This is a genomic window from Bacillus sp. CGMCC 1.60114, assembly GCF_042676365.1.
GTDB lineage: Bacteria > Bacillota > Bacilli > Bacillales > Bacillaceae_G > Bacillus_A > Bacillus_A rhizoplanae_A.
Window position 1 is genome coordinate 378,112 of record NZ_JBHTHG010000007.1, and the last position, 15,142, is coordinate 393,253.

Annotated in this window: 13 protein-coding genes; 2 read left to right on the forward strand and 11 right to left on the reverse strand. The window is 37.1% G+C overall.

Features of this window, described 5'->3' with window-relative positions:
* Positions 1–173: 173 nt before the first annotated feature.
* From ytaF to ACFQZ1_RS05100, 5 genes are all read right to left on the reverse strand, one after another.
* Positions 174–806, reverse strand: coding sequence for a sporulation membrane protein YtaF (gene ytaF, locus ACFQZ1_RS05080; RefSeq protein ID WP_377881007.1), 633 nt, complete (start codon positions 804–806; stop codon positions 174–176).
* 124 nt (positions 807–930) lie between these two features.
* Positions 931–1,761, reverse strand: coding sequence for a DNA-formamidopyrimidine glycosylase (gene mutM, locus ACFQZ1_RS05085; RefSeq protein ID WP_377881008.1), 831 nt, complete (start codon positions 1,759–1,761; stop codon positions 931–933).
* A gap of 12 nt (positions 1,762–1,773) precedes the next feature.
* The gene (polA, locus tag ACFQZ1_RS05090; RefSeq protein WP_377881010.1) at positions 1,774–4,407 is read right to left on the reverse strand and encodes a DNA polymerase I; all 2,634 of its coding nucleotides are present in this window, start codon (positions 4,405–4,407) and stop codon (positions 1,774–1,776) included.
* Positions 4,408–4,776: 369 nt separating this feature from the next.
* The gene (gene pnpS, locus ACFQZ1_RS05095) at positions 4,777–6,537 is read right to left on the reverse strand and encodes a two-component system histidine kinase PnpS (RefSeq protein WP_377881011.1); all 1,761 of its coding nucleotides are present in this window, start codon (positions 6,535–6,537) and stop codon (positions 4,777–4,779) included.
* The gene (locus ACFQZ1_RS05100) at positions 6,530–7,246 is read right to left on the reverse strand and encodes a winged helix-turn-helix domain-containing protein (RefSeq protein ID WP_377881012.1); all 717 of its coding nucleotides are present in this window, start codon (positions 7,244–7,246) and stop codon (positions 6,530–6,532) included. The genes pnpS and ACFQZ1_RS05100 overlap by 8 nt, the downstream gene beginning before the upstream one ends.
* Positions 7,247–7,461: 215 nt before the next feature.
* Here ACFQZ1_RS05100 and ACFQZ1_RS05105 point away from each other — a divergent pair, with 215 nt between their 5' ends.
* Entirely contained in the window at positions 7,462–7,785 is a 324-nt protein-coding gene (locus ACFQZ1_RS05105) for a YnfA family protein (RefSeq protein ID WP_377881013.1), read from the forward strand.
* Between the two features lie 124 nt (positions 7,786–7,909).
* Here ACFQZ1_RS05105 and ACFQZ1_RS05110 read toward each other — a convergent pair whose 3' ends face one another.
* The 5 genes from ACFQZ1_RS05110 to ACFQZ1_RS05130 form a co-directional block, all read right to left on the reverse strand.
* Entirely contained in the window at positions 7,910–8,383 is a 474-nt protein-coding gene (locus ACFQZ1_RS05110; protein WP_377881015.1) for a MaoC family dehydratase, read from the reverse strand.
* 207 nt (positions 8,384–8,590) lie between these two features.
* Positions 8,591–9,529 carry a malate dehydrogenase gene (gene mdh / locus ACFQZ1_RS05115; RefSeq protein WP_377881016.1) on the reverse strand — a complete coding sequence of 313 codons (939 nt, stop codon included), beginning with the start codon at positions 9,527–9,529 and terminating at the stop codon, positions 8,591–8,593.
* A gap of 21 nt (positions 9,530–9,550) precedes the next feature.
* Positions 9,551–10,843: an NADP-dependent isocitrate dehydrogenase gene (gene icd / locus ACFQZ1_RS05120; protein ID WP_377881017.1), complete on the reverse strand. Its 1,293-nt coding sequence runs from the start codon at positions 10,841–10,843 to the stop codon at positions 9,551–9,553.
* Between the two features lie 132 nt (positions 10,844–10,975).
* Entirely contained in the window at positions 10,976–12,094 is a 1,119-nt protein-coding gene (gene citZ / locus ACFQZ1_RS05125; protein ID WP_377881018.1) for a citrate synthase, read from the reverse strand.
* Positions 12,095–12,526: 432 nt separating this feature from the next.
* On the reverse strand, positions 12,527–12,988 hold the full coding sequence (locus ACFQZ1_RS05130) for a DUF441 domain-containing protein (protein WP_377881019.1): 462 nt from the start codon (positions 12,986–12,988) through the stop codon (positions 12,527–12,529).
* Positions 12,989–13,359: 371 nt separating this feature from the next.
* Between ACFQZ1_RS05130 and ytvI the strand changes: the two genes are divergently transcribed.
* On the forward strand, positions 13,360–14,466 hold the full coding sequence (gene ytvI, locus ACFQZ1_RS05135; protein WP_377881020.1) for a sporulation integral membrane protein YtvI: 1,107 nt from the start codon (positions 13,360–13,362) through the stop codon (positions 14,464–14,466).
* A gap of 249 nt (positions 14,467–14,715) precedes the next feature.
* On the opposite strand, the gene ACFQZ1_RS05140 is transcribed toward ytvI, so the two are convergent.
* A complete protein-coding gene (locus tag ACFQZ1_RS05140) occupies positions 14,716–15,105 on the reverse strand; it encodes an FxsA family protein (protein WP_377881021.1) in 390 nt (129 codons plus the stop codon).
* Positions 15,106–15,142: the final 37 nt, after the last annotated feature.

Genomic DNA, 15,142 nt, shown 5'->3' on the forward strand with positions numbered 1-15,142 from the left:
GCAGTGGTTTTTTCATCCCCCACTGCCGGTTAGTTAAAGGACAGTTATCTCCCACCCACCTATCTTCCTTGCTTCTCTCTGCATCTTGAGGCGGGAGCTTACTGCCCGTGAATAGCGGGATAAATTTTTATTCTTTACAAATAAAGACGTGAAACATCGTTTCACGTCTCCCCTTACATTTTCCAAATTCCAATAATAATAAGTAATATACCCGGCAAGAACGTGAGCTTTTGCAGCCATCGCATATTTGATAATACTGTTCCCGCTTCCATTCCAATAAATAAAAATAACGAGCTCATTACTGCAACTAATCCCGCCATCACAAATGGAGAATATCCAAGTAAAGACGCTCCAATACCTGCTCCAAATGAATCTAATGAAAGCGCCATACCAAGAAGAAGTGCCTCCATCCCCGAAATTGTCCCAGATTTATCAAAATCAGCAACAGTCGGTTTTCGTAAAATTTGAATGACAAGACCAAGAGAAGCAATTTCTAAATTCCATACTTTTTCTTCTTGCTGTACTTCTTCTTTTTTATGACTTTGAAAAAATTGATACAACACCCAAGCACCGATTGCTACGAGAACCAATCCTCCAATTCTTGTCGCAAGTACCGGTGAAAAAACTTGTGCAATCATATGCCCGATTCCCATTGATAGTATCATCACAACAGCTGAACAAATCGCGATTACAATAATAGATTTCAATGGAATTCGGACGTTGCGGAGCCCATATGTAAGCCCCACACTACAGCTATCTAAACTTAGCGTAAAAGCTAATAAAATAAGAGAGAAATAATGATACATCGATAAGCTCCTTCCCTATACATAGCTTTGCTGTATATATATGACAGAAGCCTATCCGATGTTATTACAAAAAAATAAAATGATGCTGACATCAATAAGTATTTTTTACTGATGCTTTGTTTGTTTAACTTTTCAACTGACAAACAGGACAATAATGTGTACCGCGTCCGCCAACGACTGTTTTTTCAAGTGCAGTGCCACACGTTACACACGGTTCACCTTTTCTTCCATATACGTAAAGTCGTTCTTGAAATGAACCAATTTGTCCTTGCGAATTCATATACGTACGAATTGTACTTCCACCACTCTCAACCGCTTCTGTTAATGTTGCAACAATTTCTTTATACAACTTTTCAAATTCCTCATCCGTTAAAGAAGACGCTTCTCGCTCTGGATGAATACGTGAACGGAATAATACTTCATCTACATATATATTGCCAAGACCAACTACAATCCGTTGATCTAACAAAACAACTTTTACTTTTCGAGCAGTTTTTTTCATTCTTTCTCGTAAATACGCCGGTGTTAATTCACTCGAAAAAGGCTCTAGACCTAAATCTGCAAGCGGCATGACTGTGAGCTCCGTTCCTTTTTCGAAAAGATGCATCGTACCGAATTTACGTACATCTTTATAACGAAGTTCCGTGCCGTCTGTAAAACGAAAACGGACATGTGTATGTTTATCAACTGGATCATCTGCTTCATGCAGCATATATTTCCCTTCCATTCGCAAATGAGAAACAATGACGTAACGAGTTACATATATAAGAAGAAACTTACCACGGCGCGCGACCTCTTCAATCGTTTCTCCGCGCAACATCCCTTTGAAAAGTTCAGCGTCATCTGGTTCTTTCACCAACTTTGGATATGTTACAATAACTTCTTCAATCGTCTTTCCTTTGACAAGTTTCTCTAGCGTTCGCCTTACATTTTCAACCTCTGGTAGTTCTGGCATACTATCACTTCCTTATTTTGCGTCGTACCATGTTGGACCATATGAGTAATCAACCTTTAATGGAACAGAAAGTTCAATCGCATGTTCCATTACCTCAGGTACAAGCTTCTCTAACTTTTCCACTTCCTCTTGAGGCACTTCAAAAATAAGTTCATCGTGCACTTGCAGAAGAAGACGCGCTTGCAATCCTTCTTCTTCTAATCGATCCGCCATAATAATCATCGCTTTCTTAATAATGTCCGCAGCACTTCCTTGAATTGGTGTATTCATTGCTGTGCGTTCTGCAAAGCTGCGTAGATTAAAATTGCGGCTCGTAATTTCTGGGATATAACGGCGACGATTTAGCAATGTAGACACATATCCTTTTTGCTTTGCCTCTTGCACAATCTCATCCATATATTCCTTTACTCCCGGAAAACTCTCAAAATATTTTTGAATGAAATCAGCTGCAGCCTTTCTGGTGATGCCAAGGTTTTGCGATAAACCATAATCACTAATTCCGTACACAATTCCGAAGTTTACAGCTTTCGCTTGTCGTCTCATATTAGAGGTTACCCCCTCTTTTTCAACTCCAAACACATCCATCGCTGTTTTTGTGTGAATATCCATATCATGTTGGAATGCCTGAGTTAAACCGTTATCTTTCGAAATATGTGCTAATACACGTAATTCAATTTGAGAATAATCAGCAGCAAACATAACCCAATCTTTTTCTGACGGAATAAACGCTTGACGTATTTTTCTTCCCTCTTCTAAACGAATCGGAATGTTTTGTAAGTTCGGCTCTGTTGAACTTAAACGCCCCGTTTGTGTTAATACTTGATTAAAACGTGTATGAATTTTGGATGAATCTGTATAAACAACTTTCAACAAACCTTCAATGTACGTAGAATTTAATTTCCCTAACTGACGATAATGTAAGATTTTCGGGATAATTTCATGGTGCTCCATTAATTTTTCAAGTACATCAGCGGATGTAGAATAGCCTGTTTTTGTCTTCTTTATAACTGGTAAGTTTAAGTTTTCAAATAAGATTACACCAAGTTGTTTCGGTGAATTAATATTGAATTCCGTTCCCGCAAGCTCATAAATTTCTTCTTCCATTTTCTTAAGCTGTGCAGCCAATTCATCCCCCATATTGCGAAGGCGATTTGTATCCACCGCAACACCTTTACATTCCATTTCAGCCAATACGCGGCAAAGCGGCATTTCCAGCTCCGTAAATAATTCATACTGCTCATTCTTTTTCAGTTCTTCAGCAAACGATTGCTGTACATCATATAACACATGCACTTTTCGTGCTACGTGTTCTGCTACAACTGTCTGCTCTGGCACAGCTCGCTTTGCACCTTTTCCATACACTTCTTCATCTGATTGCACAGCATGCGTTTCTTTCATTTTCGCAACAGCACGAAAATCTTTATCCGTTTCCGCTGGATCAAGTAAGTAAGCTGCAATTAATAAATCAAAATCGATTCCCTTTATTTCATAGCCTTTCCATTTTAAAGCAACAATTGCACGCTTAGCGTCAAATGTATACTTCTTCATCTCTGGGTTCGCTAACCAGTTCGTAAAAGGTTGTGATTGAAGAGCGATATCAGTCGGAATAAAGTAACATCCGTTTTCATTTTGAATACCAAATCCTTGAATACTCGCTCCGTGATAATTGTCTTCTTGCACTTCTACAATGAGCGCGCTATCTTGCTGCAACATTTCTCCCGTTACTTCTTCTACAATTTCAAATGAGATATCATCCAGCTCAGCTGCTGGCGTTTCTGCAATCGGTGCCCCTAACTTAGTCAATAAAGAATGAAACCCTAAGTTCTCAAACATTGGAATAATATCGCTATTATCATGTCCGTTATAAGTAATATCATCTAATTGAATCGTAATTGGGGCATCAGTAATAATTGTTGCTAACTCTTTACTCATCAATGCTTGCTCTTTATTTTCTTCAAGCTTTTCTTTTAATTTCTTACCGCTCACTTTGTCTAAATTTTCATATACAGCTTCCACTGTTTCAAATTGTGTCAACAATTTAATTGCCGTCTTCTCACCAACACCAGGGACACCTGGGATATTATCTGACTGATCTCCCATAAGTCCTTTCATATCGATAATTTGTTTTGGAGATAAACTATATTTTTCAAATAATGTTTCTTTCGTATACTCGTCCACTTCTGTAATTCCTTTACGCGGAATACAAACACGAGTATTGTCTGAAACGAGCTGAAGCAAGTCTTTATCTCCGGAGATGACTTTTACTTGAAATCCTTGTTCACTCGCCTCTTTTGCCAATGTTCCCATAATGTCATCTGCTTCATAGTTCTCTAATTCGTAACGAGGCACATGAAATGCATCTAACATTTCACGAATAAACGGAAATTGCTCCGATAGTTCTGGTGGTGTTTTTTGACGGCCACCCTTATACTCACTAAATGTTTTATGACGAAACGTTGTTTTCCCAGCATCAAATGCAACGAGCATATGCGTTGGCTTTTCCTCTTCTAAAATTCTCATTAACATCATCGTAAAACCATAAATGGCATTTGTATGTATACCTTTGTCGTTATTTAAAAGCGGCAACGCAAAGAAAGCGCGATACGCAATATTATTTCCATCAACTAAGACGACTTTCTTTTCCAATTCAAAAACCTCCCCGTAAAAAATTAAAACGATTTCTCAATACATAGAAAAAACCGTTCCTTTTCTTCTCTCTATATTACCACGACTGGAAGAGAGAAGAAAAACAACGGCTTTCTTCATTATTATATTCAGCATCATATAGGTGGAATTCTTTCTTACTCTTGAAATGCAACAGTATATATATTGGTATAACATAGCACGCATGAATACATTTCAAAAGAAGAAATACCATAAAAAAAAGGGAAGTGACGAGAATAAGTCTCCTTATCCTCGTCCAAAACTACTCCTTGGATGAAGGGGTTTTCATGTATTATATTAACAGACCTTTATTAATATAAAGTGAAGCTACTGTTAATATAATGTAAATATCTACTTACTGTACTTTTGAAGAGTAACAGTAAACGTTGTTCCAACCCCAATTTCACTTTCTACAGTGATCATCCCATGATGCGCTTCAACTAAATGTTTCACAATAGACAATCCTAGTCCCGTACCACCTGTATTACGACTGCGCGCTTTATCAACGCGATAAAAACGCTCAAAAATACGAGGGATTTCTTCTTTTTCTATTCCAATCCCCGTGTCAGACACCTTTATATATACGTTTTGGCTATCATGCGACAACCTAGCAGAAACAGTTCCGTCTGCTGGCGTATATAAAATTGCGTTATTCATTAAATTAATAAAGACTTGTTTCAATCGTCCTGCATCTCCGACAACAGAGATATGTTCATTCACATCGACATGTAAACGAATGTCTTTATCACTTGCTTTATTTTCTAATATCATACCGACTTCTTCTAATAATCCTTTTAAATCGACAACTCCCATATCTAATCGAAATCCTTGTTGTTCAATTTTCGATAAATCTAACAAGTCTTCAATTAACATTTGCATTCGATCGCTTTCTTTCAAAATAATATGTAAGAAATGCTCCAGAAATTGCTGATTTTCCATCGCTCCATCAAGCAACGTTTCTGAAAATCCTTTAATAGAAGTAATAGGCGTTTTCAGTTCATGCGACACATTTGCCAAGAAATCTTTACGCATTTGTTCAAGTTTCTTAAGCTCCGTAATATCATGAAAGACAAGCACAATCCCTTTCCATTCATGGTTTGTCCCAATAATTGGAGCACCATACACTTCAAAATGTTTTCTTTCAATTTCAAGAGGCAACAACATTTGCTTTCGTACTTTGACCTCTGTCATAAAAATCTCTTCTACAAGTTCGACAATTTCTTTGTGCGTAAATGCCTCATAATATAAACGATGTAAATACTCTTCATCTGTTACATGAAAAATCTCTTTATAAGAACGATTGACAAGACTAACATGACCGCGGCTATCAATTAAAATCATACCGCTTCCCATATTTTCAATGAGTGTATGCAACCGATCTTGCTGCATTTCTTGTTCTAACGTCATCTCTTGTAAATTACGCGCTAAAATGTTGATTGCCTTGCTGAGCATTCCCGTCTCATCTGATTGGCTTTCATAAGCACGTGCTTTATAGTTTCCTTTCGCCAGTTCAATAGCTACTTTTGTAACAGACTCAATCGGCCTAATATACTGCCCCGTAATTCTCATAACAAGAAACAGAATAGTAAGGAAAGAAATGATAAAACCAAGCATTACTATGCCCCATGTTTTTTGATGCACAGTTTTTAAAGATTCCATAGAACTATTAATAATGATATACCCTTTCTTCCCCTGTGCATCTTGGATAAACATAGCATAATAATATGGGTATTCATCCTTTGTTTCCTTCTTCACAACGGTATGCGTTTGCTTTTTTGCTTCTGGAAGCAGTTCATCTATTACTTCTTTACGTGATATCGCCTGTTGATTTACAGTCTCATATTGAATCTGTTTTTGTTCATTTACAAACGTTACATATGCACCAAACTGCTCTTCAAATTTCAAAAACACATTTGGTTTCTTAAGAACATTATCAATTCCTTCTGCTTCGACAACAGAAGCAACGTACTGCGTTTCTTTCTCTAATCTCTCATGGAAACGATCAATATAAGATCCTTCCAATACTTTTTCAAGCAATAATCCTGTCCCTACAAAAATAAGAACAATTAGAGAAATAAACGTAAAGAGAAGCCTTGAGCGAAATTTATTCATCCCCCTTCGGCTCCTCCAATTTATAACCTAAGCCACGGATTGTTTTAATGTAAGCTGGTTTTTTTGTATTTTTTTCGATTTTATCTCGCAAGTGACTAATATGAACATCAACAATACGTGTATCACCAGCAAAATCATAATTCCATACAGCACTTAACAACTGATCGCGAGTTAACACGCGGCTTTTATGTCTCGCCAAATATACAAGTAATTCAAATTCTTTCGGTGTAAGCTCTAGCTTTTCCCCTTGGAAATATGCCTCATAAAAGTCCGGTAAAATTCTTAATTCAGCAAGTATAATACTATTTTCATCTTCTACTTCCGGCACTTGTTCATCGTTGATTTTCGTACGGCGCAAAATAGCCTTTACACGCGCAACTACTTCTCTTGGACTGAACGGCTTTGTCATATAGTCATCCGCTCCAAGTTCAAGACCTAACACTTTATCAAACTCATCATCTTTTGCTGTTAACATTAAAATAGGTGTCATAATACGTTGCAAGCGCAGTTCTTTACAAACTTCCATTCCATCCATTTTTGGAAGCATTAAATCTAATATAATCAAATCCGGACGTTCCGTCTGTGCTTTATGCAGCGCTGTTTCTCCATCCATCGCTGTTATGACCTCAAATCCTGCTTGCTGTAGGTTAAATTCGATTAAAGTTAAGATAAACTCCTCATCGTCTACGACTAAAATTCGATTGCTCATTCTTTTCCTCCAGGTTATAGACTCTTAAACTTTCTTCACCCTAGTATTCTTCCCCGACATTTCCATCATACTAGAAAACAAAACCCCTCTCAATAAAATTGTACTTTGAAAAATAAGAGTTTATCCCGCATTAACAAGCAGTCCTCCCTACTGACTTACACTCCACTTTATGTTACGTTTATACAACAAAATACATTTTTACAGAAAGGGCTCTTATGTTAAAAGCATTTACTATCTTTTTTCTTGCAGGTCTAGCTGAAATTGGCGGTGGTTATCTCATTTGGAAATGGCTGCGCGAAGGCAATTCCATTGGAATCGGCATCATCGGAGGAGTGATTCTATTTTTATACGGGGTCATCGCTACATTTCAAGTATTCTCAAGCTTTGGAAGAGTATATGCAGCTTATGGCGGTGTATTTATTGTAATGAGTGTATTATGGGGCTGGTGGATCGATAAAAAAACACCCGACCTATTCGATTGGACCGGCGCCTTTGTTTGTATCATTGGTGTGTTTATTATGTTATGGCCACGCGGATAAGATACTTCTCAATATTTTAATCGAATCCTTAATGCGGGATAAAAAAACAGGTGACTTCACGTCACCTGTTTTTTTATCCCGCATTAACGGATAGTAAGTCCCCACTGATGGAGGTTTCACTTTATCAAAAATTATCAAGCGCTCTTTCAAATATCGTTGTTAAATGATGCGGTGGTGCTACTGTTAATAAACCTTTCATCACTTCTTCTTCTTTCTCATTGTACGCAAACATTTGCATTTCAATTAAATGATTTTCTTGGTAAACGGAAACAACTTCAAAATGAATTTGCAGCGTTGCATAATGATGTACAGGCTTTACAAATTCAATTTCTTGCCTTACAACATGACTTCCTGGACCAGGTAAGTATTTTGTAACCGCAGTTGTAACAATCCCCGTTAACATAATAGTTGGTACAATTGGTTTTTCATACGGAGTTTGGGATGCATAATCATGCTGAATATATAGCGGATTTGAATCATCCGTTAATCCTAAATATAACAACAAGTCTTTGTCTTCTATTTTCTCTGTAACGGATAACTTTTCTCCTACTGTAATTTCATCCATTTTACGACCTAATTTATTCTTCTTTTTTAACATGATACAATCCCTCCGATCGATATTTAAATTATCCTACTCGAAGTGGTATATTATACGAATCTTTATAAAGGTGAGAGAACGTTCACTACAAATCTGCATTTTATATTGTAGGATACTTATTTGATAACGCTTTCAAATTATTTTAAAAAAATAATCCTCTAATAGTGGAAAAAGATTCGGGAGCCCCGAATCTTTTTCTTTCTTTTCTTATGCAAGAACTTTCATTACACTGCGTACTGATTCTGCAGAACGATCTAATCCTTCTTTTTCTTCTGGAAGAAGATCTAATTCAATAATCTTTTCAATTCCGTTACCGCCAAGGATAACCGGAACCCCTAAGTAAAGGTCGCTGTAACCATACTCACCTTCTAGATATGCGATAGCTGGCAATACGCGGCGTTGATCTTTTAAGATTGCCTCTGCCATCTCTACTAAAGAAGCAGCTGGTGCATAGTATGCACTACCGTTCCCTAATAGATTTACAATTTCGCCGCCACCTTTACGAGTACGTTCAACGATTGCATCTAAGCGTTCTTTCGGAATTAATGTTTCTAATGGAATACCACCTGCGTAAGAGTAACGAACAAGCGGTACCATTTCATCACCGTGTCCCCCAAGAACAAATCCTGTAATATCTTTCACAGATAGATTCAATTCTTGCGCAATAAACGTACGGAAACGAGCTGTATCTAATACACCAGATTGACCGATAACGCGCTCTTTCGGGAACCCAGCTTCTTTAAATACTGAATATGTCATTGCATCAACAGGATTTGTCAATACAACAATAATTGTATTCGGAGAATATTTCGCAATTTCTTGCGTTACACTTTTCATAATTTTAGAGTTTGTTGCCACTAAATCATCGCGGCTCATACCTGGCTTACGAGCAATACCTGCCGTAATGATTACAACATCAGAATTAGCTGTATCTGCGTAATCAGATGTGCCGATGATATTAGCGTCGAAACCTTGTACAGGGCTTGCCTCTAACATATCTAACGCTTTCCCTTTTGTTGGATTTTCAAGTTGTGGAATGTCCACTAATACAACGTCTGCTAATTCTTTTTGCGCTAATAAGAATGCTGTTGTTGCCCCTGTAAATCCTGCACCGATGACTGAAACTTTTTTGCGTTTGATTGTCATAATTTCTCCCCCACTTTAGAATTATGAGTTTTTAATAATCGCTGCGTCCATATTGTTAATAAGAGCACCAGCAAATTCGGAACATTTCACTTCAGTTGCACCTTCCATAAGGCGTGCGAAGTCATATGTTACCACTTTTGAAGCAATCGTTTTCTCTACAGAATCAATGATTAATTTCGCTGCTTCATTCCATCCCAAATGTTCTAACATTAATACCCCTGAAAGAAGAACTGAAGATGGATTTACTTTATCTAAACCTGCATATTTTGGAGCTGTACCATGTGTCGCTTCAAAAATAGCATGTCCTGTAACATAGTTAATGTTAGCACCTGGTGCAATACCGATGCCGCCAACTTGCGCTGCAAGTGCATCAGAAATATAATCGCCATTTAAGTTCATTGTTGCTACAACGTCGAACTCGCGTGGACGCGTCAAAATTTGTTGTAAGAAGATATCTGCAATTGAATCTTTTACGATGATTTTTCCAGCAGCTTCTGCCTCTGACATCGCTTTATTCGCAGCATCTTTTCCTTCCTTCTCAACAATACGATCATATTCAGCCCAAGTAAATACTTTGTCGCCAAACTCTTTTTCTGCTACTTCGTAACCCCAGTTTTTGAATGCACCTTCTGTATACTTCATAATGTTACCTTTATGAACTAATGTAACAGAAGAACGTTTTTCATTAATTGCATATTGAATCGCAGCGCGAACAAGACGCTTTGTACCTTCTTCAGAAATCGGTTTAATCCCAATTCCAGAAGTTTCTGGAAAACGGATTTTTTTCACGCCCATTTCATTTTGTAAAAACGCAAGAAGCTTTTGAACTTCTTCAGAACCTTGTGCATATTCAATACCAGCGTAGATGTCCTCTGTATTCTCACGGAAAATAACCATATCAGTATCTTCCGGACGCTTGATAGGAGAAGGAACACCATCAAAGTAGCGAACAGGACGTAAACATACGTATAAGTCTAGTTCTTGACGAAGCGCTACGTTTAAAGAACGAATGCCACCACCAACAGGAGTTGTTAATGGCCCTTTAATTGCGATTAAATATTCGCGAATCAATTCTAACGTTTCTTCTGGTAACCACTCACCTGTTTGATTAAATGCTTTTTCTCCAGCAAGCACTTCTTTCCAAACAATTTTCTTTTCGCCGTTATATGCTTTTTCGACAGCTGCCTCTAATACACGAGATGCTGCTGCCCAAATATCTGGTCCAATTCCATCTCCTTCAATAAAAGGAATGATTGGGTTGTTTGGTACATTCATAACACCATTAGTTACGGTAATTTTTTCTCCTGTAGTCACTGCGATTACCCCCATGTTTGAAATTTCATATGTATGAAACTGAGGGATAACCCCCTCAGTTCAAACCATAAATTAATTTTAAATATTCCAATCATTGTTTCTTTGCGAAAAAGTCAGATTCTTGAAAGCGCATTACGCCCTTTGGCCGATTGGTACATAACGTTGGTTAATCGGACCATCATAATCTGCACGCGGACGAATGAGACGGTTATTGTCATATTGTTCTAGAATATGAGCTAACCAACCAGACATACGGCTGATTGCAAAGATTGGTGTAAATAAGTCATGATCAATTCCTAAGCAATGATACACAGATGCAGAATAAAAATCTACATTTGGCGGAAGCTGTTTTGCTGAAGTTACAAGCTCCTCAATTCTGATGGACATATTATACCACTTATCTTGCCCTGTTAGCACACATAAACGCTTAGACATTTCACGTAAATGTTTTGCACGCGGATCACCATTGCGGTATACACGATGTCCAAAGCCCATAATTTTCACTTTATTCGCAAATGCATTATCAATATATGATTCTACATTTTCTTCTTCACCGATTTCCATTAGCATCTTCATTACATTTTCATTTGCTCCGCCATGAAGTGGTCCTTTTAAAGCACCAATTGCTGCTGTAATACCAGAATACACATCAGAAAGTGTAGCTACACAAACACGCGCTGTAAAAGTAGATGCATTTAATTCATGATCCGCATGAAGTACAAGCGCCTTATCAAACGCTTCAATTTCAACTTCATTTGGCTCACGATTATTTAACATATATAAAAAGTTTGCAGCTAATGATAAATCTTTACGAGGCTCAACAACATCTAACCCCTTGCGAATTCTTGCAAATGCCGCAACAAGAGTTGAAACTTTCGCCTGTAATTTAACCGCTTTCAAATAATTGGACTCTGCATTCATTAATTCAGCGTCCTCATCGTATAATGATAGCATGGAAATCGCTGTGCGTAAAACAGACATTGGATGTGTTGTTTTTAAGTTTGTGTTTTTTAAATATTCTAAAATTTCCCCTGGCACTGCTGCATGCTGGGATAATTGTGTTTTTAATTCTTCTAATTCCATTTCATTTGGAAGTTTGCGGTGCCATAATAAATATACAACTTCTTCAAATGTAGCATTTTCAGCTAAATCATCAATATCGTATCCTACATAAGTTAATGTATCATCAATAATAGAACTTACAGATGACGTTGTTGCTACTACCCCTTCTAAACCTCGAATAACAGTCATTATAATCTCTCCTTTTCAACGAAATTTCTCCCCAACCTTATACTTTGTCTCAATAAAATGTACTTTCCACTGTTCACGAAAATGAATGAGCACCCGTTCATCTCTGAAACAAACGAAATACATCCTAGCACAATCACTTCTGCATTTACATCTATCTATCGTTCCATGCCATGCTTTTTTGCATAGACGTGAGACTCTCCCCGCCTCCCCACGCTACAAACGATACATAGTGAGGAAATATAATTTCGGAGAGCTTATATATAAAAACAACATAAAACAATATTAGCCAAATTATTTTATGTTGTTTTTATTTTATCTGGTGTAGGTCTATGCTGTTATGTAACTCGAAGAAGTTCCATAAATCTATTATAAACAATTATCTGACTTTTGTGAATGGAAAGAATTCAAAAATTTATATTACAATAAATTTTTTTATTTAAATAGCTGTATAACACTCATCGCAGCATATGCAATTCCAGCTCCAATTAACGGTCCCACCGCTACTCCATTAAATAGTGCTACCGAAATAATTGTTCCAAACACAAGAGCTGTCGTAATATACGGATCACTCGCTAAAAGTTGTACACCGCCTTTCGCAAGAAGTGCTACAGCAATACCAGAAGCAAGAGCAATCCAAGCATAATAAGATTTTGTCGCCTCTACAAGTTGCTTAAAACCAATTTCTCCTGTCGCAATCGGCACAAGAACCGCAATCGTTATAATGGTAACCCCAAGGTTAATTCCTTTCGTTTGAAGATAAGGAAACAGTTTGTCCCCTAAGAACGTCCATTTCATCAACATTAAAACGCCGACCGCTACTGTTAAAGATTGATTTTTTGCGATAAATCCAATAAGAAGAAGTATGAATAAAAATAAAGTTGATTGACTAATCATGATGCCTCATCCTTTCTGAAAATAATGAAGTGCTCTCGAACACGCCCTTTTGATAAGTTGAAACTTCCATCAGTGTCTTTTTCATCCCCTCACCTACTCCTCCCTGAATCTTGAGGCGGGGTCTTACCGCCTGTAAATAGCGGGATAAAAAGAGGAGTTCAGTCAGCAAATAGAGAATCGTTTCCACTTAAACCCTAAAAGAAGTTACTTCCCTTTTCTTTCTTACAAGAAAAAGGTAAAATAAAGGGGTAAAAACCATACAATATCATACCATTTACAGAAGGTGTATCAAAGCATCTCATCATTTGATAAGTGAATACTTACACAACCTTAGCTCATACACAACATATTTTGCAAAGGGGGAAAGACCTTTGAATCGACATTCACTTTACATAGCACTTCGACTTCTCTTTGTCATTGCAGCAGCTATATTAGGAGTATACGCACTCGTGTATATAGCAGGTCTTATATACCCATTTATTATCGCTTTTGCAATTGCATATTTGATTAATCCAGTTGTAAACTTTCTTGACCAAAAACTACGATTTCCTCGTGCTTTATCTGTATTTATCAGCCTTATCCTTGTGTTTGGAGCCATCGTTGGTCTCGTTACGTATCTTGTGACAGAAGCGATTTCCGCAACAACTTACTTATTACAAATAGTACCAGATAAATTTCCGGCTATTGTTCAGTATCTGCAAGAATTTGCACTCACTAACATTATGCCGCTCTATAACGATTTAATCGCAAAATTCAATCACCTTGGGGCAACACAACAAAGTACGATTACAACAAACATTCAAAACCTTGGCACAGAAGCAACTCAGCAAATGAAAACTATTTTGACAGCCATAATAAGCGGATTAACAAATTTCATCAGTGCTCTTCCGACTATGTTAACTGTTCTTGTATTCGTCTTATTAGCCACTTTCTTTATTAGCTTTGATTGGCACCGTCTTGCTCGTAAAATTGAGAAATTATTGCCAAATCGGTTACACGGTTATGGAAAAACAATTTTTGTTGATTTGCGAAAAGCTTTATTTGGATTTGTAAAAGCACAATTTACACTTATATCAATGACGACTATCATCGTTCTAATCGGCCTATTAATTTTGCGTGTACCGTACGCAATTACTATCGCCCTTATTACAGGAGTTGTTGATTTACTTCCATACTTAGGAACAGGAACTGTTTTCGTTCCATGGATTATATACGTATTCTTTACAGGAGACACTGCTTTCGCACTTGGTTTACTCATTTTATATATCGTTGTCATTGTACAACGACAATTAATGGAACCAAAAGTATTATCATCTAACATCGGACTCGATCCACTTCCAACATTATTTTCTTTATTTATCGGATTTAAATTATTTGGTTTTTTAGGACTGATTATCGGTCCTGTAACACTCGTGTTATTAAATACATTGCATAAAGCAAATGTATTCAAAGATCTTTGGAAGTTCATAAAAGGGTAAAGTGAAACTTCCATAAGTAGGCGGGTTTCCTACTTATGGTTAGTTGAACCAATCGGGCTCTTACGGGCGGTATAAAGTGAATTTTCATCAATAAAAATTAGCTAAAAACAAGGAGAAATCTCTCCTTGTTTTTTATGCGTTAATACGGATAAAAATTCAATCTTTTTCTTCCTTTTTCTACAAATGAATATTTATTCATTTGTATTTTCGACAAAAAAATAACACTTGAAGAGTTTCCTCTTTCAAGCGTTATTTTTGCACAATAATAGTGTTATTTCGGTTTATTTTTCGTTCCATCCATTTGATTATCATATATTTCACCGGTTTTCTCGCCATAGGAATCAATAAAAACAATCCTATACAATCGGTTATATACCCTGGGATTAACAGAAGTATACCGCCTGCAAAAATGCAAATCGCATCTAATACAGCATCACCGGGAATCTCACCTCTACTTAACCGATACTGAATATCTCTCCAAACTGCTACTCCTTGCCGTTTCGCTATATACGCTCCCATGATACTCATTACTACAATCACACAAAACGTAGGCCACAGCCCAATCCATTGACTCGATCCAATTAACACTGTAACTTCTAACGCTGGAATTAAAATAAATAAAAAGAGAAATATCTTCATTCCTCTCACCTCATGTTTTCAAATTGAGTAAAAAAAA